Genomic DNA, 24,345 nt, shown 5'->3' on the forward strand with positions numbered 1-24,345 from the left:
GCGCGGGGCCGGGGTGCCGCTCAGTCGTCCTCGGCCGGCCGGTACCGGTCGCGGCGGCCCGCGAGCAGCTCCGGGTGCAGCCGGACCGCCTGCACCGCGTTGACGCCGACGACGCCGAACCAGGTGGCCACGATCCCGGCCAGACCGGCCAGCGCGCCGGAGATCGCCGACAGCGGGATCGCCAGGACCAGCGTGATCAGGGCGAAGCCGTAGCGCTCGGCCCAGGAGTCGGCCGGCTTCGGCCGCCGGGTCTCGCGCGCGGCCGCCATCTGCCGCTCGGCCAGCTGCCGCCGCACCCGGCGTTCCACCGCGTCGTCGATCCGCTGTTCCACCTTCTCCAGGAACGAGTCCACGAGAGCGGAGTCGTACTCCTCGCCCAGTTCCCTGCGGGCCCGCACGGTGGCGTCGAGGTCCTTCCTGAGCTCCGCGTCACGCGGATCGAGTGTGTCCATACCGGCCACCCTAGGAAGCGGCCGGCTCCGCCGCACTGGGGCTGGCCCCCCGGTCCGGGGTGGGGACGGCGGCTGCGCTCCGGCACCCCGCGCTGTATAACGGTATGCAGTGACGCGATGCCTGAATAGTCGGCTCGTGTCCGGCTGTGCCTCGGCGCTGTACTCTCCCGGGGCGTCGAGGAGATCTGGAGGGGGAGTACGTCATGAGCGCGACCGACAGCCCTGCGAACCGCTTGCAGGCGCTCTTCGAGGGCCACCGGCTCACGCCGACCCAGCGCCGCATCGCGCACAGCATGGTGCGCCGGGCGGCCGATGTGCCCTTCCTGTCCAGCGTGGAGCTGGCCGAACTGGCCGGGGTCAGCCAGCCGTCGGTGACCCGGTTCGCCGTCGCCCTCGGCTTCGACGGCTACCCCGCCCTGCGCAAGCACCTGCGCGAGGTCGTCCCGGCCGAGCCGGCCGCCGGGGCGGGGGCTTACAACGAGTACCAGCAGGCCGTCGAGGCCGAGATCGAGAACCTGAAGCACCTCGCCGAGCTGCTCGCCGACCCCCGCCCGGTGCAGGAGGCCGGCCGGGTGCTCGCCGCCTCCCGCCCGCTGCCGGTGCTCGGGCTGCGCGCCGCCGCCTCCCAGGCGTACGGCTTCGCCTACTTCGCCGCCAAGGTCCACCCCGACGTCCGGCTGCTGCACGAGGGCGGCACGATGGTCCACGACCGCGTCGACGCCGCGGTCCGCGCGGGCGCCACCGCCCTGCTCTGCTTCGCCCTGCCCCGGCACCCGCGCGAGGTCGTGGACACCCTCGCCCACGCCAAGGACGCGGGCCTGACCGTCGTCACGGTCGCCGACTCGGCGTTCGCGCCGGTCGCCAAGTACTCCGACCTGCTGCTGCCCGCCGCCGTCGGCACCGGGCTCGCCTTCGACACCGCGTGCGCGCCGATGCTGCTCGGCCGGGTGCTGCTGGAGGCGCTCTGCGACGACCTGCCGGACGCCCAGGCACGTCTGGAGGAGTTCGACGCCAGGGCGGCGGCCCGGGGGCTGTTCGTGGAGTGACGCCCGTCCGGGGGCTCTCAGATTCGTCTCACGTTGTGCTACTAGCTTCCCTACGAGACGTAGCAACCATGCGGACACGTGACACGGGAGGCTGACGTGGCGCGCGGAGGACAGGGACTGGCACGGGTGGCCGTCGTCGTACGGGCGGGGGCCGCACCGCTGTGGTGGCTCGGGGTGGCCGCCGCGGGGATCGGTGTCGTGCCGGAGGGACTGACGGGACGCCGGATCGGCGTACTGGCCGGGGCGGCGCTGTTCCTGCTCGGCGCCGCCGCCGTGGCGCTGGCCCGCCGGGGCCGGTACGCGGCGCTGGCCGGCGGTGCGGCCCGCGCGGGCCGGTACGACGTGCTGCAGGACCGGGCGGTGACCGTGCGCAACTGGCGCCGGGGACACCGCTGGTGGCTGCTGGCGGGCTGGGTCGTCGCGCTCGGCTCCGCCTTCGCCGTACCCGCGGCCGGTGGCCTGCTGATGGCCGGGCTCGGTGCCGGGCTGCGGCTGAAGGCCGCCTGGATCGGACGGCTGGAGCGGGCCGCCCAGACGCTGCTGTGGGTGCGCGTCGACTGGCTGGACGGGCGCGGCGGCCGCCCGGCGGGCAAGGCCGTGGGCGGCCTGCGCGGTACGGGCATCGCGGCCGGCGACGCGGCCCCGGGCGGGGCCCGCCGCCGCACCGCGGCGCTCGTCTGAGCCGCCGTCAGACCTCCAGCTCCTCCTCGATCCGCTTCAGCTGGTGCCGGGCCATCGCGAGGTTGGCCCGGCTGGAGTCGAGGACCAGGTAGAGGAAGAGTCCGTTGCCGCCGCGGCTGCTGAGCAGGCGGATGAGGTGGTACTGGTCGGACAGGGTGATCAGGATGTCCTCGATGCCGGCCTTGAGCCCCAGCATCTCCATCGTGCGCATCTTGGCGCGGATCACGTCCGTGTTGCCGGCGGCGGCCACGTTCAGGTCGAAGGTCTTGCTGCCGCCCATCGTGCCCAGGGCCATGCCGCTGGTGTAGTCGACGAGTGCGACACCGGTGGCGCCCTCGATGGAGGTGAGGGCTTCCTTCAGCGCGGTCTCGGTATTGGCCATGGTGGTCCTCTCAACTGTCGGTTGCGGTGCGCGCCTCGGCACTCGTCGTGCGAGGCGTGCGGGTGGGCATCGGGGGTGCCGCACGCACGGCTCCCAGAGGTCGTGGGCCCGGCCGGGCGGTGCGGGCGGCGGCCTCGGCGGCGTCCAGCAGCTCCCCGACGCGGGCACCGGCCCGGCGGCCCTCCAGGTGCAGCCGGCCGACGTTGACCCGGTCCTGGGCGAGCAGCGTCAGGACGGCGCTCCGGCCGGCCGCGTAGGTGGCGATGTAGCCGCGCTCGCCGCGCACCAGCAGTTCCCGGAAGCCGCCGTGCCCGGTCGCGTCGGTGACCCGCACGGCCACGCCGAGCGCGGCGGCGGTGAGCGCGGCGGCGGTGAGCGCGGCCAGGCCCTCCGGGTCGACCCCGGGGGTGTCGTGGGCGACGACGAGGCCGTCGACACCGGCCGCGAGGGCGCCGGTCAGCTGCGGCACCCGGGTGCGTAGCCGGCGCAGCTCCGCCAGGACCGTCTCCAGGTCCTCTTCGGCCACCATCAGGTCTCTCCTCTCGGCGGGGCGGTGCCGTTCAAAGCGCCTCCAGCGCATCCCTGAGCCTCTTCAGCAGCGCGATGTCGGGGTCGGTGGTGACCTGGTGGGGCGGGGGCGGCGGGGCCGCCGCCGGGAGCGCGGCCGGCGCCGGCGGCACCGGCGCGACGTACCCGGCCGCCGCGAGCCGGCGGACGTCGACCAGCGTGTGGAACGCCTGCCGGCCCAGGTGCCGCGCGATGTCGGCGGCCGTGCGGACGCCGTCCACGCGGTCCAGGACGGCCCGCTGCCGGGGCGCGACGGGTGCCGCGGGGGCGCGGCGGGCCGGGTCCACGCGGATCAGCGGGGCGCTGTCGGCGGCCGGGTCGGGCCACAGCCGGTGCAGCAGCAGGCGGCGGCGGAGCGTCTCCCGCTCCAGCGCGACGACCGGGACCGAGGGCAGCGGGCCGAGCCGGGGCGCGTGGTCGTACCGGAACCATCCCGGGGTGCTGCTCGGTGCCAGCGCGAAGTACCCGGCGTCGTAGAGCGCGTCGAGGTGGCACAGCTCCAGCGCGCCGGTGGGCAGCACCCCGGAGCTCAGCAGGAGTTCGGCCGCGTGCAGCGGGCCCGGGGTGCGGGCCGCGGCCCGCTGCCAGGCGGTGCCCGCGAGGGTGCCGTGGGCCGTCAGGAGCACGTCGAGGCCGGGGGCGAGGGGGCTCTCGGCGTGCACCACCCGGCCCTCGGCGAGGTGCAGGACGCCGTGTTCGCGCACCAGGACACCGGTGGCCCGCTCCTCGGCGAGCCGGGTGAGCATCGGGGACAGCGCGCGGGTGGCCCCCTTGTCCCGCACGGGCAGGGCCGGCGGCGGGGTTCTGACGGCGGTCATCCCAGCACCAGCCGGGCGGCCATCTCACCGAGCCGGATCCGGGCGAGCGCGAGATTGCCCTCCTCACGGCCGAGCCACAGGTGCAGGAACACGCTGCTGTCGAAGGACGTGTCGACGAACCGCAGCAGGTGGTAGCTGTCGGTGTTGCTGATGATCACGTCCTCGACCGGTGCCGGCGCGTCACCGCGCGCGGCGAAGGTGCCGTGCTCGGCGGCCATCCGGGCGAGCTCCGCGGCCTCGGCGGCGGTCGTCTCGTGGTCGCCGCCGGGCGCCTCCCCGACCGTGCCGAGGGCCAGTCCGCTCGTCCAGTCCACCAGCGCGGCCCCCCGGGCACCGGGCAGGCGCATCGCTTCCAGTAGGCACTCGTCGATTCCGGGCACCGTGGCTCCCCTCCCGCCTGGGACTCCGGCTGAGTGACGCCGACACTACGCAACGTGTGCGCGGGAGGTGAGGCCTTTGGTATTTTCCGGTGGAACATGCGTCCGGCGTACTAGTGTTGCTCAACTGACGTGTGTTCCACGCCGGTTGATCCATGTGTTCGAGGGTGGACGAGGGTGGGCGGAGTGCGTCAACGGCGCTCGGTCGCATTCAGGGTGGTGAGCGCGGACGCGTGCGCCCCTCCGGACTCCGCCACCACCTCCGCGATGGTCTGCGGCTCGCGTACGACCGCGAAGGCGACGCCTCCCGCACCGTCCGGCGCGAAGCCGTGGATGCCCGGCCGGGCCAGCGAGTTGTAGGCGTAGTGGTGCGCGAAGTAGTAGGCGCCCGTGTCCAGCGCGGCCGCGTAGTCCCCCGCTTCCAGCGGGGGCAGGGCGCGCCCCTCGGCCAGCAGGTCGCCGGAGAAGCAGGCCGGCCCGGCCACGTCCTGCACCACCTGCGGCCCGGTCTTCGGCCGCCCCCCGGCGTCGTACGCGGCGATCCTGAGCGGCCACGCCTCCGGCGCGTACACCGTCCGCGTCGCCACCTGCACGCCCGCGTGCGTCACCGCGATCCGCCGTCCGCCCGCGCTCTTGGCGTACTCCACCCGGGCCACCACCGTCCCGTGCTTGGCCAGCAGCGACCGCCCGAACTCGGTCACCAGCCCGTACCGCCCGTCGAACAGCCCCGGCACCTCCTCGGCCAGCAGCCGCGCGTAGTGCGCGTACGACGGTGCCGCCTCCTCCGAGGCGAAGTTCACCGGCAGTCCGCCGCCGATGTCGACGGTGTCGACCTGCTGCCGCCCGACGGCCGCGTTGATCTCCTCCGCGAGCCGGTACGCCTCCGCCACGCCCCGCGCCAGCAGCGCCGGCGCGATGCCCTGCGAGCCGGTGTGCGCGTGCAGCCGGGTCAGCCAGGGGCGGTCCGCGTACGCCTGCACGACCCACGCGCGCGCCCCCTCGTCCCGCAGCGCCACCCCGAACTTGGAGGTCCGGGTCGCCGTGGAGGTCGCCCCGATCGTGCCGGCGCCGATCTGCGGGTTGACCCGGAGGCCGAGGGCGGACCGGCCGGGTGCGGCGGGGACGCCCCAGGTGCCCGCCGGGCCCCGGCGCACCAGGGCGTCGAGCCGGGCCAGCTCCTGCGGGTTGTCCGCGTTCACCGCGATGCCCAGGGCCAGCGCCTCGCGCAGCTCCGCCGGGGTCTTCGCCGGCGAGTCCAGCACCGTCCGGTCGGGCGGCACCCCGGCCGCCCGGGCCAGCGCCAGCTCGCCGGGGCTCGCCACCTCCGCGCCGATCCCCTCCTCGCGCAGCAGCCGCAGCACCGGCACCAGTGGGGTCGCCTTCACCGCGAAGGCGTGCAGCACCGGTGTGCCGGGCGCGGTGACCGCCTCGAAGGCCGCCCGCAGCGCCGCGGCCGACTCCCGGATCCCGGTGACGTCCAGCAGCCCCACCACGGCCGCGTCCGGCCCCAGCAGCCCCTGCTCGACCGCCGCCCGCACCGCCTGGTCGCGGCGGGCCGCGCGCGCCCGCGCCTCGCTCTCGACGTCGTGTTCCACGGCTTCCCCGTCCTGTGTCGGCCACCGGTGCTTCCAGCCAAACATCCGCCGCGCGCGGACGCGGCCCCACCGATGTATTGACTAGGTCTATTCAGGAAGCCAGGATGTGAATAGACGTAGGCACTGGAGGAGGCAGACGATGTCGGGACCCCGCCCCGTACGAGCACCGCGCGGCACGGAACTGAGCGCCCTGGGATGGCAGCAGGAAGCCGCCCTGCGCATGCTCCAGAACAACCTCGACCCCGAGGTCGCCGAGCACCCCGACAAGCTCGTCGTCTACGGCGGCACCGGCAAGGCCGCCCGTGACTGGCGCTCCTTCGACGCCATGGTCCGCACCCTCAGGACCCTCAAGCAGGACGAGACCATGCTGGTCCAGTCCGGCCGCCCGGTCGGCGTGATGCAGACCCACGAGTGGGCCCCGCGCGTCCTCATCGCCAACTCCAACCTGGTCGGCGACTGGGCCAACTGGGAGGAGTTCCGCCGTCTGGAGGCCCTCGGCCTGACCATGTACGGCCAGATGACCGCCGGCTCCTGGATCTACATCGGCACCCAGGGCATCCTCCAGGGCACCTACGAGACCTTCGCCGCCGTCGCCGCGAAGAAGTTCGGCGGCACCCTCGCCGGGACGATCACCCTCACCGCCGGCCTCGGCGGCATGGGCGGTGCCCAGCCGCTCGCCGTCACCATGAACGACGGCGTCGCGATCTGCATCGACGTCGACCCGCGCGCCATCGAGCGCCGCATCGAGCACCGTTACCTGGACGTCAGGGCCGACAGCCTGGACCACGCGCTGCAGCTGGCCGTCGAGGCCCGCGACGCCCGCCGTCCGCTGTCCATCGGCGTCCTCGGCAACGCCGCCGAGCTTCTCCCGCAGCTCCTGGCGATGAACGCCCCCGTCGACATCGTCACGGACCAGACCTCCGCCCACGACCCGCTGTCCTACCTGCCGGTGGGCGTGGCCTTCGAGGACATGGCGTCCGAGGCGGCGAAGGACCCGGCCGGATTCACCACCCGGGCCCGGGAGTCGATGGCGCAGCACGTCGAGGCCATGGTCGGCTTCATGGACGCCGGCGCCGAGGTCTTCGACTACGGCAACTCCATCCGCGGCGAGGCCCAGCTGGCCGGGTACGGCCGGGCGTTCGCCTTCCCCGGCTTCGTCCCCGCCTACATCCGCCCCCTGTTCTGCGAGGGCAAGGGCCCCTTCCGCTGGGCGGCCCTGTCCGGCGACCCGGCCGACATCGCCAAGACCGACAAGGCGATCCTGGAGCTCTTCCCCGAGAACGAGTCCCTGGCCCGCTGGATCAAGATGGCCGGCGAACGGGTCCACTTCCAGGGCCTGCCCGCGCGGATCTGCTGGCTCGGCTACGGCGAGCGCGACAAGGCCGGCGAGCGCTTCAACGACATGGTGGCGAGCGGCGAACTGTCCGCTCCGCTGGCCATCGGACGCGACCACCTCGACTGCGGTTCCGTCGCCTCCCCGTACCGCGAGACCGAGGCCATGCTCGACGGCTCGGACGCGATCGCCGACTGGCCGCTGCTCAACGCGATGGTCAACGTCGCCTCCGGCGCCTCCTGGGTGTCCATCCACCACGGCGGCGGCGTGGGCATGGGACGGTCCATCCACGCCGGACAGGTGACGGTGGCCGACGGCACGAAGCTGGGCGGCGAGAAGATCCGCCGCGTACTGACCAACGACCCCGGCATGGGTGTCATCCGGCACGTGGACGCCGGGTACGACATCGCGGAGTCCGTGGCCCAGGAGCGCGGCGTCCGGGTCCCGATGCGCGAGGGTGACCACGCGTGAGCTTCCACAGCATGTGGGCGGAGCTGCTGCCGATCGGCCGCAGCCCCGCCTCCGGCGGCTACCGCCGCTTCGCCTGGACCGGCGCCGACGCCGAGTGCCGGGCGTGGTTCAAGGAGCAGGCCGAGGCGCGCGGGCTGGCCTACGAGGTGGACCGCAACGGCAACCAGTGGGCCTGGCTGGGGGACCCGGACGCCGGGGACGCCGTCGTCACCGGGTCGCACCTGGACTCCGTGCCGGACGGCGGCGCCTTCGACGGGCCTCTCGGGGTCGTGTCCTCCTTCGCCGCGCTGGACGAGCTGCGCGGCCGGGGAGCGGAGTTCGCGAAGCCCCTCGCCATCGTCAACTTCGGGGACGAGGAGGGGGCCCGGTTCGGGCTCGCCTGTGTCGGCTCCCGGCTCACCGCAGGCCGGCTGACACGGGAGCAGGCCCACCGGCTCACCGACGGGGACGGCGTCAGCCTGCCCCGGGCCATGGAGGCCGCCGGCCACGACCCCGAGGCCATCGGGGCCGACCCCGAGCGACTGGCCCGCATCGGCGCCTTCGTGGAACTGCACGTCGAGCAGGGGCGGGCGCTGGACCTCTCCGGCGACCGGGTGGGCGTCGCCAGCGCCATCTGGCCGCACGGGCGCTGGCGGTTCGACTTCCGGGGCGAGGCCAACCACGCCGGCACCACCCGGCTGGTGGACCGGCGCGACCCGATGCTGTCGTACGCGGAGACGGTGCTCGCCGCCCGCCGGGAGGCCGAACTCGCCGGTGCCGTCGCCACCTTCGGCAAGATCGCGGTGGAGCCGAACGGGGTCAACGCGATCCCCTCGCTGGTGCGCGGCTGGCTCGACTCCCGGGCCGCCGACCAGGGCACCCTGGACACCGTGGTCGGCGCCGTCGAGAAGGCCGCCCGGGAGTACGCGGACGCCCACGGCGTCGACCTCGACGTCGTGCGGGAGTCCTTCACCCCGGTCGTCGAGTTCGACCACGCCCTGCGCGACGAACTGGGCCGCATCCTGGGCAAGGACACCGGCCTGACGGTGCCCGTCCTGGGAACAGGGGCGGGACACGATGCCGGGATCCTCTCCGGGAGCATCCCGACCGCCATGCTGTTCGTGCGCAATCCCACCGGTGTCTCGCACTCCCCGGCCGAGTTCGCGGCCGAGGACGACTGCGTGGCCGGGGTGATCGCACTCGCCGACGTACTGGAAGGGCTGGCCTGCAGGTGACCAAGGGGACCTACTGGTTGGAGCACGCCTGGCTCGGCACGCACGTCGAGCCGGGCGTGGCCCTCGAGGTCGCGGACGGCCGGATCAGTGCCGTCCGCACCGGCGTGCCCGCCCCGCCGCCCGGCGCCGAGGTGCTGCGCGGGCTCACGCTGCCGGGGCTCGCGAACGCCCACTCCCACGCCTTCCACCGCGCCCTGCGCGGCAGTGTCCAGGTCGGCAGCGGCACCTTCTGGACCTGGCGCGAGGTGATGTACTCCGTCGCCGACCGCCTCACCCCGGAGACCTACCACGCCCTCGCCCGCGCGGTGTACGCGGAGATGGCGCTCGCCGGCATCACCTGCGTCGGCGAGTTCCACTACGTGCACCACGCACCCGGCGGCGCCCCCTACGCCGACCCCAACGCCATGGGCGAGGCCCTGATCGCGGCCGCCGCCGACGCCGGTGTCCGGATCACCCTGCTCGACACCTGCTACCTCTCCGCCGGCTTCGGCGAGCTGCCCAACACCCACCAGCTGCGGTTCTCCGACGGCAGCGCGGAGGCCTGGGCCGAACGCTGCGCAGTTCTCAAGGAGCGGGACCACGCGCGGATCGGCGCGGCCATCCACTCCGTACGGGCCGTGCCCGCCGGGCAGCTGGCGACCGTGGCGCGGTGGGCACGGGAGCGGTCGGCCCCGCTGCACGTGCACCTCTCGGAGCAGACCGCCGAGAACGAGGCCTGCCTGGCCGCCCACGGCCGCACCCCCACCCGGCTGCTCGCCGACCACGGCGTCCTCGGGCCGCGCACCACCGGGGTGCACAACACCCACCTCACCGACGAGGACATCGACCTGCTCGGCGGCTCGGGCACCGGCACCTGCATGTGCCCCACCACCGAGCGGGACCTGGCCGACGGCATCGGCCCGGCCGTCGCCCTCCAGCGGGCCGGCTCCCCGCTCTCCCTGGGCTCCGACAGCCACGCCGTCATCGACCTGCTCGAAGAAGCGCGCGCGATGGAGCTGAACGAGCGGCTGCGCACCCGCACCCGGGGCCACTGGACGGCCGCCGCCCTGCTGCGGGCCGCCACCGCCGACGGCCACGCCGCCCTCGGCTGGGACGAGGCCGGCACCATCGAGGCCGGCGCGCTCGCCGACCTGACGACGATCGCCCTGGACTCGGTCAGGACGGCCGGGCCACTGCCCCGGCTGGGCGCCGAGACGGCCGTCTTCGCGGCGAGCGCGGCGGACGTACGGCATACGGTCGTGGGCGGCCGGCATGTCGTACGCGACGGGGCGCACACGCTCGTACCCGACGTGCCGCACGCCCTTGCGCGGGCGGTCGAAGCCCTCCGCGCCTGACGACCACCCACGAGGACACCATGAGCAGCAGCACCGTCATCACCAACATCGCCACGCTGGTCACCAACGACCCCTCCCTCGGTGACGGCTCCCCCCTCGGTCTGATCCAGGACGCGGCCGTCGTCATCGACGGCGACCGTGTCGCGTGGACCGGTGAGTCAAGCAAAGCACCCGCCACTGACAACCGGGTCGACGCCGGCGGCCGGGCGGTGCTGCCGGGCTTCGTGGACTCCCACTCCCACCTGGTCTTCGCGGGCGACCGGACGCAGGAGTTCAACGCCCGCATGTCCGGCCGCTCCTACACGGCGGGCGGCATCCGCACCACGGTCGCCGCGACCCGGGCCGCGAGCGACGCGGAGCTGGAGGCGAACCTCACCCGCTACCTGGACGAGGCCCTGCGCCAGGGCACGACGACGTTCGAGACCAAGTCGGGCTACGGCCTGACCGTGGAGGACGAGTCGCGCGCCCTGCGCCTCGCGGCGCGGCACACGGACGAGGTGACGTACCTCGGCGCGCACATCGTCCCGCCCGAGCACGCCGGTGACCCGGCCGCCTACGTCGCCCTGGTCACCGGCGAGATGCTGGACGCCTGCGCGCCGCACGCCCGCTGGATCGACGTCTTCTGCGAGAAGGGCGCCTTCGACGGCGACCAGGCCCGCGCGATCCTCACGGCCGGCAAGGCCAAGGGCCTGCACCCGCGCGTCCACGCCAACCAGCTCTCGTACGGCCCCGGCGTGCGGCTGGCCGTCGAACTGGACGCGGCCAGCGCCGACCACTGCACCCATCTGACGGACGACGACGTCGACGCCCTCGCGAGCGGCCGTACGGTCGCCACGCTCCTGCCCGGCGCGGAGTTCTCCACCCGTGCCGCGTGGCCGGACGCCCGCCGCCTGCTGGACGCGGGTGTGACGGTCGCCCTCTCCACCGACTGCAACCCGGGCTCGTCCTTCACCTCGTCCGTGCCCTTCTGCATCGCGCTGGCCGTCCGCGACATGGGGATGACCCCGGACGAGGCGGTCTGGTCGGCCACGGCGGGCGGTGCCGCGGCCCTGCGCCGCACCGACATCGGCCGTCTCGCTCCGGGCGCCCGTGCCGACCTGCTCCTCCTGGACGCCCCCAGCCACGTCCACCTGGCCTACCGGCCGGGCGTGCCGCTCGTGACGGGGGTCTGGCGGCGCGGGGTACGGGCGGTCTGACGGCGCGGGGAGCGGGCGGTCCGACGCTTGCGTCCCGGCCCGGCGGGGCGGACGCGGCCCGGGAGGCCGGCATGACGGTCCGGGAGGCCGGCATGACGATCCGGGCGCCGGGTACCCGGGACCCGGCGAGCCGGGTCCCGAGGAACGGCGGAGCGGCCCGGCGCCGTCGGCCGAGCCGCTTCCCACGAGGCCGCCCGCGCGGCCCGGACGCCGGGTCACTCCTCCAGCGTCAGTCCCTTGCGCAGCCGTCCCAGCGTGCGCGACAGCAGCCGCGACACGTGCATCTGGGAGATGCCGAGCTCCTCGCCGATCTCGGACTGGGTCATGTTCGCCACGAAACGCAGGGAGAGGATCTTCCGGTCCCGTGCCGGGAGTTCGGCGATCAGGGGCTTGAGCGACTCGATGTACTCGATGCCCTCCAGGCCGTGGTCCTCGTACCCGATGCGGTCCGCGAGAGCGCCCTCGGTCTCGTCCTCCTCGGGCTGGGCGTCCAGCGAGGAGGCGGTGTACGCGTTGGACGCGGCCATGCCCTCCACGACCTCCTCGTTGGAGAGGCCGAGGCGCTCGGCGAGTTCCGCGACCGTGGGCGCGCGGTCCAGCTTCTGGGCCAGCTCGTCCCCGGCCTTGGCCAGGTCGAGCCGCAGCTCCTGGAGCCGGCGCGGGACGCGCACGGACCACGAGGTGTCACGGAAGAACCGCTTGATCTCGCCGATGATGGTCGGCATCGCGAACGTGGGGAATTCCACACCGCGGGAGAGTTCGAAGCGGTCGATCGCCTTGATCAGGCCGATGGTGCCGACCTGGATGATGTCCTCCATCGGCTCGCTGCGGGAGCGGAAGCGGGAGGCGGCGAACTTGACGAGCGCCAGGTTGAGCTCGACGAGGGTGTTGCGGACGTACGCGTACTCGTGCGTCCCTTCCTCCAGCGACTCCAGGCGCTCGAAGAGGGTCTTGGACAGGGCCCGCGCGTCGACCGGGCCGATCTCGTCGTACGGGGGGATCTCCGGGAGGCCCTCGAAGAGGTCGAGGGTGTCGATGGGATGATCCAGCTGTTCCGGTGGGGGTGTCGACGTCGCGATCGGGGTAGGCGATGCGTCGAGCCGGGGTGACATGGGTGTCCTCCATCGTTCTCGGCATATGGCTGCCGAAGCCAGTACGTGCACTGCGGTGTGCGGCGCCTCCGAAGCCGGCGTGTAGGGGTGTGTGTCCTTACTAGCCCTACCCGCTGCAGTGAGCGGGTCGCAAGTGCGTTCTGTTCTGGTATGTCCGATTGTGTGCGGATGTTCGGGTGTCGGAGTGCGCATGGAAGGCGTAATGTTCGAGGGCATCAGCAGCCACGACCTCGGGAGAGAGACGGCATGGACCACGGGACGGTCGGCAGCGCACAGTCGGGCCGGCTTCTGGTGGAGGTGCGGGAAGAGGGCTCCAGCGCCGTTGTGACACCGGCGGGTGAGCTCGATCACCACACCGCCGATCTTTTGCGTGAGCCCCTCGACGACCTCCTGGCCAAGGGCTTCTCGCGACTGGTGGTGGACTGCTCACGCCTGGAGTTCTGCGACTCCACAGGACTGAACGTCCTGCTGGGCGCGCGGCTGAAGGCGGAGGCCGCCGGAGGCGGGGTCCACCTGGCGGGAATGCTGCCGGTGGTCGCCCGCGTGTTCGAGATCACCGGGGCCGAGGCGGTCTTCACCGTCCACGATTCCGTGGAGGCGGCCCTGGCCGACGGTGCCGACTGATCCGCCGCCCCTCCCGGCCGGCCCGCCGCATCCCGCGGACATTGCGTCCGTCACGTCCAAGACGGGGGTGTTCCGCCGGATCGGTCGGGCAGGAGAGGGCAGAAGAAACGCAGGAGGCGTCCCGCCGGCCGCCGGCCGCAGGCCCTCCCGGGACCGGCGGCCGAGCCGGACGGGACCCACGAACCAGACGGGACGTACGCACGTCTGTACGGCCGGGACGCAGCGCGCGCCCGGCCGGCGGGCGGTCGCCGGACCCCGCCCGGGAAACGGGCGGGCGGCGCGCGCCCGGCCGGACGGCGCACGGACCGGCCCGGCGCCCGACGGCGCTCGGATCTTTGACCGGACTTTCGAATCGTGAACTGGTGAATCGGTGAGGTGAAGCGCTGATGAGCACCACCCGGCCTTACTCGCCGGGCGACCGCGGCCCGGAGCCCAGCGGCGCTTCCGGGGCGTCCGAGGAGGCTGTGCCGGCCGTCGGCGCAGCCACGGGGGCAGCCGCGCCGTCCGTGCCGTCCGTGCCGTCCGGCGGTACGTCACGGGTGCAGGGCCGGCAGGTCCGCAGACTCGGCCTGGAGGGCGAGAGCGGGGTCGTCCCGCTCGCCCGCGACTTCACCCGCCAGGCGCTGTACGCCTGGGGCTGGCTGCCCGCCGCCAGCGCGGACCAGCGGGCCGCCGCCGAGGACGTGCTGCTCGTCGTCTCCGAACTGGTCACCAACGCCTGCCTGCACGCCGAGGGTCCCGACGAACTGCGCCTCGCCTGCGACAACAAGGTGATCCGGCTGGAGGTCTCCGACCGCGGCACCGGCCAGCCCGCCCCGCGCAACCCGCACCGCGCCGGTCGCCCCGGCGGGCACGGCATGTTCATCGTGCAGCGGCTCTGCCTGGACTGGGGCGTCGTCCGCACGCCGGGCGCGCCGGGCAAGACGGTCTGGGCCGAACTGGGCGCCCCCGCCTGACCCGCTCGGGACGGCCCCCGGGCCACCGGCCGCCACCCCGGCACCCCGTCCCGCACGCCGGATCGCCACGACTCCGGCGTGCGCCGTGACCTCCTTCCCCACGCTCCCCGGCGCGCCTCGACGGCCGCGCCCGAAGTGCCGTCGGAGAGCGTGCTCCTCGACGCGGTCCCGGCGGTCCGCTCTTCCCGCGCACACGGAAGGGCCGCCGCACCCGCGGGGGTGCGGCGGCCCTCCTCCGGCCGGGGCCGGGCGACTAGTGGACGTCGCCCATGAGCGCGTTGACCTTCTTGCGGTACATCCACACCGCGACACCGGCGACCACGGCGAGCGTGGCCTCCAGGGCGACGAAGCCCATCCTGTCGAGGTTGACGCCACCGACGGCCGGGTTCGACAGCAGGGCGGTGACGGAGTCACCCGCGGTCACCGCGAGGAACCAGACGCCCATCATCTGGGAGGCGTACTTCTTCGGCGCCATCTTCGTCGTCACGGACAGGCCGACCGGAGACAGCGTCAGCTCACCGACGGTCTGCACGAAGTAGATGGCGACCAGCCACATCGCCGCGGCCTTGTGGCCGCCCTCGGCGATCGACAGCGGGGCGAGGAAGACGAAGAACGACGCACCCACGAGCACCAGGCCGGAGGCGAACTTCACGATCGTGCTCGGCTCCTTGCCGCGCCGGTTCAGCCACAGCCACAGCCAGGCGAAGACCGGCGCCAGGGCCATGATCATGACCGGGTTGACCGACTGGTACCAGGAGACCGGGAACTCCCAGCCGAAGACCGAGTTCTTGGCGCTGCCGTCGGCGAACAGCGACAGGGTCGAACCGCCCTGGTCGTAGATCATCCAGAAGACGGCCGCGGCGACGAAGAACCAGATGTACGCCGACACCTTGGAGCGCTCGGCCGTCTCCAGGTCCTTGTCGCGCAGGATGCGGGAGATGACCAGGATCGGCACGATCAGGCCGATGAGGGTGAGCGGGATCAGCGCCCAGTTCAGGGTGAAGTGGCCGGTGCCGCCGACGATGCCGTAGAAGACCACGGCGATGGCCAGCCAGATCAGGCCCTTGCGCAGGGTGGCGGCCTTCTCGGCCGGCGTCAGCGGGGTCGGGACCTCGCTGCTCTTCACGTTCAGGTGGCGGCCGCCCAGCAGGAACTGGACCAGACCCAGCGCCATGCCGAGCGCGGCCAGCGCGAAGCCCAGGTGCCAGTTGACGTTCTCACCGACGGTGCCGATGACCAGCGGGGCGACGAAGGCACCGAGGTTGATGCCGATGTAGAAGAGCGTGAAGCCGGCGTCCCGGCGCGGGTCGTCCGGGCCGTTGTAGAGGTGGCCGACCATCGTGGAGATGTTGGCCTTCAGCAGACCCGAACCGATGGCGACGAGGACCAGGCCGACGTAGAAGCTCGCGGCGGCGGGCAGCGCGAGGCAGAGGTGGCCGAGCATGATGATCATGCCGGCGGCGGCGACCGTCTTGCGGGGGCCGAGCACGCGGTCGGCGAACCAGCCGCCGGGCAGGGCGAGCAGGTACACGAGCGACAGGTACACCGCGTAGATCGCGCTCGCCGTGCCCGCGCTCAGGTGCAGGCCACCCGGGGCCACCAGGTACAGCGGGAGCAGGGCCCTCATGCCGTAGTAGGAGAAACGCTCCCACATCTCGGTCATGAAGAGGGTGGCCAGTCCCCGGGGGTGGCCGAAGAAGGTCTTCTCGGAACCGGGGGTGCCCGGACGGACCGAGTCCTTCGTCAGGCTGGACGCCATGGTCGTTCCTTGCTGTCGGGGCGGCGGCTGGTGGGGGTCCCCGGTGCCCGGACCGAGCCGGGAGCCGGGGGAGGAGTCGCGCGCCCGTGGGGGTGCGGCCGGCACCGGCGGGTCGGCCCTCCATCCCCACGCCCAGGGGAGTCCGCCCCGGATCGCGGAGCGGCGGACGGCGACCACCGGGATCCACGCCCCACGACGCGTCACTGCGTCCGGAGCCCGGCCAGAGGTCATTCCTTCGCGGCCGATCAAGTGATCTTGCTCGGCCCGTACACAACAAAGACCTTCAGCGTCGACTGCCCGCCAAAGGTCCCCGGTGTACTACAGGCGTTCAGGTCACCATACGGCAGGACACTGCCGGATATGGAAGGACTTGAGACGCGGATCACAGGTGTCGCGGGAACCGCACGGGGGAATTCGAAGGTCTCTCCTACGATCGCATCCCCAGGTCAATGGTTCGTACCAGGGAGGTGCGAAGGTAAGAAGCCGGGGAACCGATCACACCCCGGCACCGCACCCGGGCGGTCTACCATCACCTCATGACCCGTGTACTGCTCGCCGAGGACGACGCGTCCATCTCGGAGCCGCTGGCCCGCGCCCTGCGCCGGGAAGGTTACGAGGTCGAGGTGCGCGAGGACGGACCCGCCGCACTCGACGCCGGACTGCAGGGCGGCGTCGACCTGGTCGTGCTGGACCTGGGCCTGCCCGGCATGGACGGCCTGGAGGTCGCCCGCCGGCTGCGTGCCGACGGGCACGCCGTGCCGATCCTCATCCTGACCGCGCGGGCCGACGAGGTGGACACCGTCGTCGGCCTCGACGCGGGCGCCGACGACTACGTCACCAAGCCCTTCCGGCTCGCCGAACTGCTCGCCCGCGTGCGGGCCCTGCTCCGGCGCGGTGCCGCCGAGCCGCAGCAGCCGCCGGCCACGCACGGCGTGCGGATCGACGTCGAGTCGCACCGCGCCTGGATGGGCGAGGAGGAACTCCAGCTCACCGCGAAGGAGTTCGACCTGCTGCGGGTGCTGGTGCGGGACGCCGGCCGCGTGGTGACGCGGGACCAGCTGATGCGCGAGGTCTGGGACACCACCTGGTGGTCGTCCACCAAGACCCTCGACATGCACATCTCCTGGCTGCGCAAGAAGCTCGGCGACGACGCGGCGAACCCCCGGTACATCGCGACGGTACGCGGCGTGGGCTTCCGGTTCGAGAAGAGCTGAGCCCGGGCCGGCCCCCAGCACAGGTAAGAAACCATGCGCCGACGTCTCATCCAGTCCACCCTCGCCGTCGTCCTCGTGGTGATCGCCGTCTTCGGCGTCTCCCTCGTGATCGTCGAGACGCGGACGATCAGCAACAGCGCCCAGGAGCGGGTGGAGTCGGAGGCGGTGCGGCTGGCCAGCATCGTGGACAGCCGGCTCCTCGCCTCGGAGAACGTCAACGCGGACGTGCTGCGCAATCCGGTCAGCAAGGACCAGTACGCGGTCATCCGGATGCCCGGCAGGGCGCCCATCGAGATCGGCAGCAAGCCCGAGGGCGACACCATCCACTCCACGCAGCGGGGCGAGGAGGGCGAGACGGTCACCGTGCAGGAGCCGCGCTCCGCGGTGACCCGCGAGGTCGGCCGGACCCTGCTGATCATCGGCCTGGTCGCGCTGCTCGCGGTGATCGCGGCCGTGCTGCTCGCCGTACGGCAGGCCAACCGGCTCGCCTCCCCGCTGACCGACCTCGCCGAGACCGCCGAGCGCCTCGGCTCCGGCGACCCGCGCCCGCGGCACAGGCGCTACGGCGTCCCCGAGCTGGACCGGGTCGCCGATGTGCTGGACGCCTCCGCCGAGCGGATCGGGCGCATGCTCACCGCCGAGCGGCGCCTCGCGGCCGACGCCTCCCACCAGCTGCGCACACCGCTGACCGCGCTGTCCATGCGGCTGGAGGAGATCACCCTCACCGACGACCCGGAGACGGTGAAGGAGGAGGCCACCATCGCGCTGACGCAGGTCGAGCGGCTGACGGACGTGGTGCAGCGGCTGCTGACCAACTCGCGCGACCCGCGGACCGGCTCCGCCGTCACCTTCGACCTCGACGAGGTCATCCAGCAGCAGCTCGCCGAGTGGCGGCCCGCGTACCGCAGCGCGGGCCGGGCCGTCGTCAGCTCCGGCAAGCGGCACCTGACGGCGGTGGGCACACCGGGCGCGGTCGCCCAGGTGCTGGCCGCGCTGATCGAGAACTCGCTCATGCACGGCGGCGGCACGGTCGCGCTGCGCACCCGGGTCACCGGCAACCAGGCCGTGATCGAGGTCACCGACGAGGGGCCGGGCGTGCCCGCCGACCTCGGCGCGCGGATCTTCGAGCGCACGATCAGCGGACGCAACTCCACGGGAATCGGCCTGGCCGTGGCCCGGGACCTCGCGGAGGCCGACGGCGGCCGGCTGGAGCTGCTGCAGGCGCAGCCCCCGGTCTTCGGCCTGTTCCTCTCGCGCACGCCCCCGTCGGGCAAGCAGACGGAGGAACGGCCGACGGTCCGCTAGCGGGGCGGGCGCCGACCTGCGCCGGCGGGGAGGGCGGGGGCCCGGGGCGTCACGGGACGCGCTGGCGCCGCGGGGGCCGCCGCGTCACGGGACGCGCTGGCGCCGCGGGGGCCGCCGCGTCTCCTGCTTCAGGATCGATTCGGCACTGGCCACGGCCTGCCGGGCCGGCAGCGCCCGGAACACCCAGCTGCGGTACGACCAGAACCGGAACAGGGTCGCGACACCGATGCCGACGAACTTGAAGACGTTGCTCTGCAGCGGGCTGTCCCAGCCGAAGCCGTACGTCGCCAGGTACAGCACGCCGTTCTCGATCACCAGGCCGACCGCGCTGAACAGCAGGAACAGCGTGAGTTCCTTGGTCCGCCCGCTCTTGTCGCGGTCCCGGTACGTCCAGTACCGGAAGCCGACGTAGTTGAACGCGATCGCCACGACGGTCGCGATGATGCTGGCGCGCACCACCGGCAGGTCGGAGACGTGCCTGACCAGGTTGAACACACCGAGATTGACCAGGACACCGGCGCCGCCGACGGCGCCGAACTTGACCACCTCGCGTACGAGCCGTTGCAGCCCCGAGGAACGAGGTTCCATGGCGGTGCAGCTCCCGTCGGTAGGTTGCGTCAACCCCGCCATGCTAGCCGCGGGGACCGGCGGACGCCCGCGGACCGGGCCACGGCTCGCGCACGGGTCGCGAGAAGCGGGGGCGGAGGGCCGGGCGGGAAGGGGCGCGGGAGGGCCGGGCGGGAAGGGGCGCGGGAGGGCTGGGCGGGAAGGGGCAGGACAGCCGGGCGGGAAGGGGCAGGACAGCCGGGCGGGAAGGGGCAGGACAGCCGGGCGGGGAAGTAATGGAGGGACGCGATTCGGCCGCCCCGGCGTGGCCGATACGCTAGGGGTGTGACGTTCCCGGTAGTCGGCATGGTCGGCGGGGGCCAGCTCGCTCGTATGACTCACGAGGCAGGCATCCCGCTCGGCATCAGGTTCAAGCTCCTCAGTGACACCCCTCAGGATTCCGCGGCGCAGGTCGTGAACGATGTCGTCATCGGCGACTATCGCGACCTGGACACGCTGCGTGAGTTCGCGCGCGGGTGCGATGTGATCACCTTCGATCACGAACATGTACCCACCGAGCACCTCAGGGCCCTGGAGGCGGACGGCATCCCCGTGCGCCCGGGGCCCGACGCGCTGGTGCACGCCCAGGACAAGGGGGTGATGCGCGCGAAACTCGACTCGATCGGCATCCCGTGCCCGCGGCACCGGATCGTCGCCGACCCGGCCGACGTGGCCCGGTTCGCGGCGGAGGGCGACGGCTTCCCGGTCGTCCTCAAGACCGTCCGCGGCGGCTACGACGGCAAGGGCGTGTGGGTCGTCGACTCCGCCGAGGAGGCCGCCGAGCCGTTCAAGGCGGGCGTGCCGGTCCTCGCCGAGGAGAAGGTCGACTACGTCCGTGAGCTGGCCGCCAACGTGGTCCGCTCCCCGCACGGCCAGGCCGTCGCCTACCCGGTGGTCGAGTCCCGGCAGGTGAACGGCGTCTGCGACACCGTGATCGCCCCCGCCCCGGACCTGGCCGAGGACCTGGCGCTGCACGCCGAGCGGATGGCGCTGACCATCGCCAAGGAACTGGGCGTCGTCGGGCACCTCGCCGTCGAGCTGTTCCAGACCCGCGACGGCCGCATCCTCGTCAACGAGCTGGCGATGCGCCCGCACAACTCCGGCCACTGGACCCAGGACGGCGCGATCACCTCGCAGTTCGCCAACCACGTCCGCGCGGTCCTGGACCTGCCGCTGGGCGACCCGCGGCCGCGCGCCGAATGGACGGTCATGGTCAACGTCCTGGGCGGCGACTACCCGGACATGTACTCCGCGTACTTGCACTGCATGGCCCGCGACCCCAAGCTCAAGATCCACATGTATGGCAAGGACGTGAAGCCCGGCCGCAAGGTCGGACACGTCAACACCTACGGCGACGACCTGGACGACGTGCTGGAGCGCGCCCGTCACGCAGCCGGCTACCTGAGAGGCACCATCACCGAATGAGCCCCGTTGTTGGCATCGTCATGGGGTCGGACAGCGACTGGCCCGTCATGGAGGCCGCCGCCAAGGCCCTGGACGAGTTCGAGATCGCCTACGAGGTCGACGTCGTCTCCGCGCACCGCATGCCCCGCGAGATGATCGCGTACGGCGAGCAGGCCGCCGACCGCGGCCTGAAGGCGATCATCGCCGGCGCGGGCGGCGCCGCCCACCTGCCCGGCATGCTCGCCTCCGTCACGCCGCTGCCGGTCATCGGCGTGCCGGTGCCGCTGAAGTACCTGGACGGCATGGACTCCCTGCTGTCGATCGTGCAGATGCCCGCCGGTGTCCCGGTCGCCACGGTCTCCGTCGCCGGCGCCCGCAACGCCGGTCTGCTCGCGGCCCGGATGCTCGCCGCGCACGACGAGGAGCTGATGCACCGGATGCGCGACTTCCAGCAGGACCTCAACGACCAGGCCACCGAGAAGGGCAAGCGGCTGCGCGCCAAGGTCGAGGGCACCGGCGGCTTCGGCTTCGGGAAGTGACCGCCGTGGCCGCCCTCGACGAAGCCCGTGCGCTGCTGCGCGAGTTCCCGGTGGTCGACGGGCACAACGACCTGCCCTGGGCGCTGCGCAAGCAGGCGGGCTACGACCTGGCCGCCCTGGACGTCGCCGGCGACCAGCGCGAGCACCTGCACACCGACCTGCCGCGGCTGCGCGAGGGCGGCGTCGGCGCCCAGTACTGGTCGGTGTACGTGCCCTGCGAGCAGCCGGATCCGGTCGCGGCGACGCTGGAGCAGATCGACTGCGTCCGGCGGCTCCTGGCCCGCTACCCGGCGGAGCTCGCGCCCGCGCTGACGGCCGCGGACATGGAGGCGGCGCGCCGGGACGGCCGTATCGCCTCCCTGATGGGCGCGGAGGGCGGCCACTCGATAGCCAATTCCCTCGGCACGCTGCGCGGCCTGTACGCGCTCGGCGTGCGCTACATGACGCTCACCCACAACGACAACGTGGACTGGGCGGACTCCGCGACCGACGAGCCGAGCGTGGGCGGCCTGTCCGCCTTCGGCCGCGAGGTCGTGGCGGAGATGAACCGCCTCGGCATGCTCGTCGACCTCTCGCACGTGGCGGCGACCACCATGCGCGACGCGCTGGACGCCAGCTCCGCGCCGGTGATCTTCTCCCACTCCTCCGCGCGGGCGGTGTGCGACCACCCCCGCAACATCCCCGACGACGTCCTGGAGCGCCTGCCCGCGAACGGCGGCGTGGCGATGGTGACGTTCGTGCCGAAGTTCGTGCTCCAGGCGGCCGTGGACTGGACGGCCGCGGCGGACGAGAACATGCGCGCCCACGGCCTGCACCACCTGGACACCGGCCCGGAGGCCATGAGGGTCCACCGGGCCTTCGAGGAGCGCACCCCGCGCCCGGTCGCCACGGTCTCGACGGTCGCGGACCACCTGGACCACATGCGCGAGGTGGCCGGCATCGACCACCTGGGCATCGGCGGCGACTACGACGGCACCGCCTTCACCCCGGACGGCCTGGACGACGTCTCCGGTTACCCGAACCTGCTCGCCGAGCTGCTGGACCGCGGCTGGTCCAAGGCCGACCTGGCCAAGCTGACCTGGCAGAACGCGGTCCGGGTGCTGGGCGCGGCGGAGGACGTGGCCCGTCACCTGCAGGCCGTGCGCGCCCCGTCCCTGGCCACCATCGAGGCCCTGGACGGCACGCGGGACTGACCGTTCAGGGGGGTGTTTCGGGGGTGCTCCGGCCGGGACGGCCGCGGTACCCCGAACGCCCCACTCACCAGGAAGCTCCCCTCCGCTCCGTGCGACCGTGTCGGTACGCCAGCCACAGCACGCCGTAGCTCACGACCGACGTAGCCGACGACGACGTACGGAGCCCGCCATGGCCGACCTCCAGGACGACATCCCCACCACGACCGAGGTCGGCGAGGACGACGGCCTGCGGGGCGGACCCCCGGCCGTCCCGCCGTCGCTCGACCCGGGCCGGGCCCGTCCGGAGCAGCCGACCGGCGAACTGCTGACGCGGGCGCACACCCTGCTCGCCGCCCACCCCGTGGCCGACGGCTACAGCGGGCTGCCCTGGGCCCTGCGCCACCTGCCCTGGTACGACCTGGAGCTGGGCGAGGCCGCCGTCGACACGGACGTGCCCCGGCTGCGCGAGGGGCACGTGGGCGCGTTGTTCTGGTCGCTGCACCTGCCCGGCGGGCCGGTCGGCGAGCGCGCCGCCGCGGCCACCCTGGAGCAGCTGGACCAGGTCCGCACCGTCATCGAGGCCCACCCGGAGGGGCTGCGGCTGGTGCGCACCGCCGGCCAGGTCATCGACGCCCGCAACCGCGGCCGGATCGCCGTGGTGCTGGGCCCCGCGCACGGCGCCGCGCTGGACGACTCCCTCGGCATCCTGCGCATCCTGCGCGCCCTCGGGCTGCGCGTGCTCACCCTCGCCGGCACCGCCTGGGCGGGCGAGTCCGGGCTGACCCGGTTCGGTGAGGAGGTCGTGCGCGAGATGAACCGGCTCGGGGTGCTCGCCGACCTCTCCGGCGCCTCCCAGGCCACCGCCGAGCGGGCCCTCGCCCTGTCCCGGACACCGGTGCTGTGCACGCGCTCGGCCGCCCGCGCCCTGCGCCCGCACCCGGCCAACCTGCCGGACGACCTGCTCGCCGCCCTGGGCGCGGCCAAGGGCCTGTGCATGGTGCCGCTGACCGCCGAGCAGACCGGCCCGACCGTCCCGGACGTCGCCGACCACCTCGACCACATCCGCGACGTGGCCGGCCCCGAGTGCGTCGGCCTGTCCGGCACCTACGACTCCGGGGCCGTCCACCCCCGCGACCTCGCCGACGCCTCCCGCTACCCCCACCTGGTCGCCGAGCTGCTCGGACGCGGCTGGACCGAGACCGAGCTGTCCCTGCTGACCTGGAAGAACGTGCAGCGGGTGCTGCGCAGCGCCGACTTCACGGCCCGGGCCACCCAGTACCGCCGGGAGGCCCGGGCACCACGGATCACCGACCTGGACACCACCCCCTGACAGGGGGCGTCTCACCGCCGGCAGGTCCTCACGGCTGCTCGATACGGCAGAGGCAGAACGGATGCCCGGCCGGATCGGCGTACACCTGGAAGTCCTTCTTCTCCCGGTCCTCCAGGTCCAGCGGGCGGGCGCCGAGCGCCAGCACCCGCTCGTGCGCCGCGTCGACGTCCGCCCAGGTCGGACCCGCGTCGAAGTCGAGATGGCACTGCTGGCCGTTGTGGTCCGCGCGCGGCCATTCCGGCGGGGTGTGCCCCTCGGCCCGCTGGAAGGCCAGCCGGGGGCCGTCCGGGACCTGGAGGACGACCCAGTCGTCGTCCTCCGCGCGCGGGGTGCCTCCGGCCACCGCCGCGTAGAAGGCGGCCAGCGCGTGCGGATCGGGACAGTCGAGCGCGACGTTGCGGAGTCGGGCCACCGACGCCATGGTGTGTCCTCCCTTGGTTCGACGGGCGGTTCGACGCGCGCCCCGGTTCAGCAGGCGCACAGGCAGAACGGGTGCCCCGCGGGGTCGGCGTAGACACGGAAGGTGCGCGAGCGGTCGGTGTCCAGCGGCTTCGCGCCCAGTTCCAGCACCCCTTCCTCGGCCGCGTCCAGGTCCTGGACGGCCAGGTCGAGGTGGAACTGCTGGGAGTGGTCCGGCGCGGGCCAGCGCGGCGGCACGAACCCGGGCGCCCGCTGGAAGGCGAGCGCCGGCCCGCCGGGCACCTTCAGGTCGGCCCACTCGTCGTCCCCCTCCACCGTGCCGCCCAGCACGCCGGCGTAGAAACCGGCCAGCGCCCGCGGGTCGGGACAGTCCAGGACCACGACATCGAGCTTGGCGAGAGCCATGACTACCTCCTTGGGTTACCTGTAGAGCCGGGT

The 24,345-nt window shown here is 73.3% G+C and carries 25 protein-coding genes; 14 read left to right on the forward strand and 11 right to left on the reverse strand.

All coding sequences use genetic code 11. The features are described 5' to 3' along the window. Window positions 1–20: 20 nt before the first annotated feature. Entirely contained in the window at window positions 21–452 is a 432-nt protein-coding gene (locus tag ABZ576_RS06335; RefSeq protein ID WP_360736469.1) for a hypothetical protein, read from the reverse strand. Window positions 453–655: 203 nt separating this feature from the next. On the opposite strand from ABZ576_RS06335, the gene ABZ576_RS06340 reads away from it, so the two are divergent. Both ABZ576_RS06340 and ABZ576_RS06345 read left to right on the forward strand, forming a co-directional pair. Continuing rightward, window positions 656–1,498 (forward strand): MurR/RpiR family transcriptional regulator, encoded by an 843-nt coding sequence (locus tag ABZ576_RS06340; protein ID WP_360736471.1) that lies wholly within the window; start codon window positions 656–658, stop codon window positions 1,496–1,498. 96 nt (window positions 1,499–1,594) lie between these two features. Next, window positions 1,595–2,179 carry a hypothetical protein gene (locus ABZ576_RS06345; RefSeq protein ID WP_360736473.1) on the forward strand — a complete coding sequence of 195 codons (585 nt, stop codon included), beginning with the start codon at window positions 1,595–1,597 and terminating at the stop codon, window positions 2,177–2,179. Window positions 2,180–2,186: 7 nt separating this feature from the next. Here ABZ576_RS06345 and ABZ576_RS06350 read toward each other — a convergent pair whose 3' ends face one another. From ABZ576_RS06350 to ABZ576_RS06370, 5 genes are all read right to left on the reverse strand, one after another. Then, complete coding sequence (locus tag ABZ576_RS06350) at window positions 2,187–2,561, reverse strand: hypothetical protein (protein WP_103809967.1); 375 nt, start codon at window positions 2,559–2,561, stop codon at window positions 2,187–2,189. A 10-nt stretch (window positions 2,562–2,571) separates the two neighbouring features. Continuing rightward, window positions 2,572–3,090 (reverse strand): roadblock/LC7 domain-containing protein, encoded by a 519-nt coding sequence (locus ABZ576_RS06355; RefSeq protein ID WP_360736476.1) that lies wholly within the window; start codon window positions 3,088–3,090, stop codon window positions 2,572–2,574. A gap of 31 nt (window positions 3,091–3,121) precedes the next feature. Beyond that, a complete protein-coding gene (locus ABZ576_RS06360; protein WP_360736478.1) occupies window positions 3,122–3,946 on the reverse strand; it encodes a transcriptional regulator in 825 nt (274 codons plus the stop codon). Further along, window positions 3,943–4,326: a hypothetical protein gene (locus tag ABZ576_RS06365; protein WP_360736481.1), complete on the reverse strand. Its 384-nt coding sequence runs from the start codon at window positions 4,324–4,326 to the stop codon at window positions 3,943–3,945. The genes ABZ576_RS06360 and ABZ576_RS06365 overlap by 4 nt, the downstream gene beginning before the upstream one ends. A 188-nt stretch (window positions 4,327–4,514) precedes the next feature. Next, a complete protein-coding gene (locus tag ABZ576_RS06370; RefSeq protein WP_360736483.1) occupies window positions 4,515–5,918 on the reverse strand; it encodes a diaminopimelate decarboxylase in 1,404 nt (467 codons plus the stop codon). A gap of 139 nt (window positions 5,919–6,057) precedes the next feature. Between ABZ576_RS06370 and hutU the strand changes: the two genes are divergently transcribed. Genes hutU through hutI form a run of 4 tightly spaced genes read left to right on the forward strand, consistent with a single transcriptional unit; the run spans window position 6,058 to window position 11,466 of the window. Beyond that, entirely contained in the window at window positions 6,058–7,722 is a 1,665-nt protein-coding gene (gene hutU, locus ABZ576_RS06375) for a urocanate hydratase (RefSeq protein ID WP_360736485.1), read from the forward strand. Between the two features lie 11 nt (window positions 7,723–7,733). Further along, on the forward strand, window positions 7,734–8,936 hold the full coding sequence (locus ABZ576_RS06380; RefSeq protein ID WP_360736684.1) for an allantoate amidohydrolase: 1,203 nt from the start codon (window positions 7,734–7,736) through the stop codon (window positions 8,934–8,936). Continuing rightward, entirely contained in the window at window positions 8,933–10,270 is a 1,338-nt protein-coding gene (locus tag ABZ576_RS06385; protein ID WP_360736487.1) for a formimidoylglutamate deiminase, read from the forward strand. The genes ABZ576_RS06380 and ABZ576_RS06385 overlap by 4 nt, the downstream gene beginning before the upstream one ends. A gap of 20 nt (window positions 10,271–10,290) precedes the next feature. Continuing rightward, window positions 10,291–11,466 (forward strand): imidazolonepropionase, encoded by a 1,176-nt coding sequence (gene hutI, locus ABZ576_RS06390; protein ID WP_360736489.1) that lies wholly within the window; start codon window positions 10,291–10,293, stop codon window positions 11,464–11,466. Window positions 11,467–11,681: 215 nt separating this feature from the next. Here the strand turns inward: hutI and ABZ576_RS06395 are convergent, their stop codons facing one another. Further along, window positions 11,682–12,578: an RNA polymerase sigma factor SigF gene (locus tag ABZ576_RS06395; protein WP_360736492.1), complete on the reverse strand. Its 897-nt coding sequence runs from the start codon at window positions 12,576–12,578 to the stop codon at window positions 11,682–11,684. A 246-nt stretch (window positions 12,579–12,824) separates the two neighbouring features. Between ABZ576_RS06395 and ABZ576_RS06400 the strand changes: the two genes are divergently transcribed. Further along, complete coding sequence (locus tag ABZ576_RS06400) at window positions 12,825–13,202, forward strand: STAS domain-containing protein (protein WP_059251093.1); 378 nt, start codon at window positions 12,825–12,827, stop codon at window positions 13,200–13,202. A gap of 386 nt (window positions 13,203–13,588) precedes the next feature. Continuing rightward, window positions 13,589–14,158 carry an ATP-binding protein gene (locus ABZ576_RS06405; protein WP_360736494.1) on the forward strand — a complete coding sequence of 190 codons (570 nt, stop codon included), beginning with the start codon at window positions 13,589–13,591 and terminating at the stop codon, window positions 14,156–14,158. A gap of 253 nt (window positions 14,159–14,411) precedes the next feature. On the opposite strand, the gene ABZ576_RS06410 is transcribed toward ABZ576_RS06405, so the two are convergent. Further along, window positions 14,412–15,917 (reverse strand): oligopeptide:H+ symporter, encoded by a 1,506-nt coding sequence (locus tag ABZ576_RS06410; RefSeq protein WP_360736497.1) that lies wholly within the window; start codon window positions 15,915–15,917, stop codon window positions 14,412–14,414. Window positions 15,918–16,453: 536 nt separating this feature from the next. Between ABZ576_RS06410 and ABZ576_RS06415 the strand changes: the two genes are divergently transcribed. Next, window positions 16,454–17,131: a response regulator transcription factor gene (locus ABZ576_RS06415; RefSeq protein WP_360736500.1), complete on the forward strand. Its 678-nt coding sequence runs from the start codon at window positions 16,454–16,456 to the stop codon at window positions 17,129–17,131. A 33-nt stretch (window positions 17,132–17,164) separates the two neighbouring features. Beyond that, window positions 17,165–18,436 carry an ATP-binding protein gene (locus ABZ576_RS06420; RefSeq protein ID WP_360736502.1) on the forward strand — a complete coding sequence of 424 codons (1,272 nt, stop codon included), beginning with the start codon at window positions 17,165–17,167 and terminating at the stop codon, window positions 18,434–18,436. Between the two features lie 84 nt (window positions 18,437–18,520). Here ABZ576_RS06420 and ABZ576_RS06425 read toward each other — a convergent pair whose 3' ends face one another. Further along, entirely contained in the window at window positions 18,521–19,024 is a 504-nt protein-coding gene (locus tag ABZ576_RS06425; RefSeq protein WP_360736504.1) for a GtrA family protein, read from the reverse strand. A 303-nt stretch (window positions 19,025–19,327) separates the two neighbouring features. Between ABZ576_RS06425 and ABZ576_RS06430 the strand changes: the two genes are divergently transcribed. The 4 genes from ABZ576_RS06430 (at window position 19,328) to ABZ576_RS06445 (ending at window position 23,487) form a co-directional block, all read left to right on the forward strand. Then, window positions 19,328–20,467, forward strand: coding sequence for a 5-(carboxyamino)imidazole ribonucleotide synthase (locus ABZ576_RS06430; protein WP_360736507.1), 1,140 nt, complete (start codon window positions 19,328–19,330; stop codon window positions 20,465–20,467). After that, window positions 20,464–20,985: a 5-(carboxyamino)imidazole ribonucleotide mutase gene (gene purE, locus ABZ576_RS06435; RefSeq protein ID WP_360736509.1), complete on the forward strand. Its 522-nt coding sequence runs from the start codon at window positions 20,464–20,466 to the stop codon at window positions 20,983–20,985. Before ABZ576_RS06430 ends, purE begins: the two co-directional genes overlap by 4 nt. Continuing rightward, on the forward strand, window positions 20,982–22,178 hold the full coding sequence (locus ABZ576_RS06440) for a dipeptidase (protein ID WP_360736512.1): 1,197 nt from the start codon (window positions 20,982–20,984) through the stop codon (window positions 22,176–22,178). Before purE ends, ABZ576_RS06440 begins: the two co-directional genes overlap by 4 nt. A gap of 169 nt (window positions 22,179–22,347) precedes the next feature. Continuing rightward, complete coding sequence (locus ABZ576_RS06445) at window positions 22,348–23,487, forward strand: dipeptidase (protein WP_360736515.1); 1,140 nt, start codon at window positions 22,348–22,350, stop codon at window positions 23,485–23,487. Between the two features lie 28 nt (window positions 23,488–23,515). On the opposite strand, the gene ABZ576_RS06450 is transcribed toward ABZ576_RS06445, so the two are convergent. Further along, window positions 23,516–23,908, reverse strand: coding sequence for a VOC family protein (locus tag ABZ576_RS06450; protein ID WP_360736517.1), 393 nt, complete (start codon window positions 23,906–23,908; stop codon window positions 23,516–23,518). Window positions 23,909–23,955: 47 nt separating this feature from the next. Beyond that, complete coding sequence (locus ABZ576_RS06455) at window positions 23,956–24,312, reverse strand: VOC family protein (protein ID WP_360736520.1); 357 nt, start codon at window positions 24,310–24,312, stop codon at window positions 23,956–23,958. Window positions 24,313–24,345 lie beyond the last annotated feature (33 nt).

This window comes from Streptomyces sp. NPDC013455 (assembly GCF_040632975.1).
GTDB lineage: Bacteria > Actinomycetota > Actinomycetes > Streptomycetales > Streptomycetaceae > Streptomyces.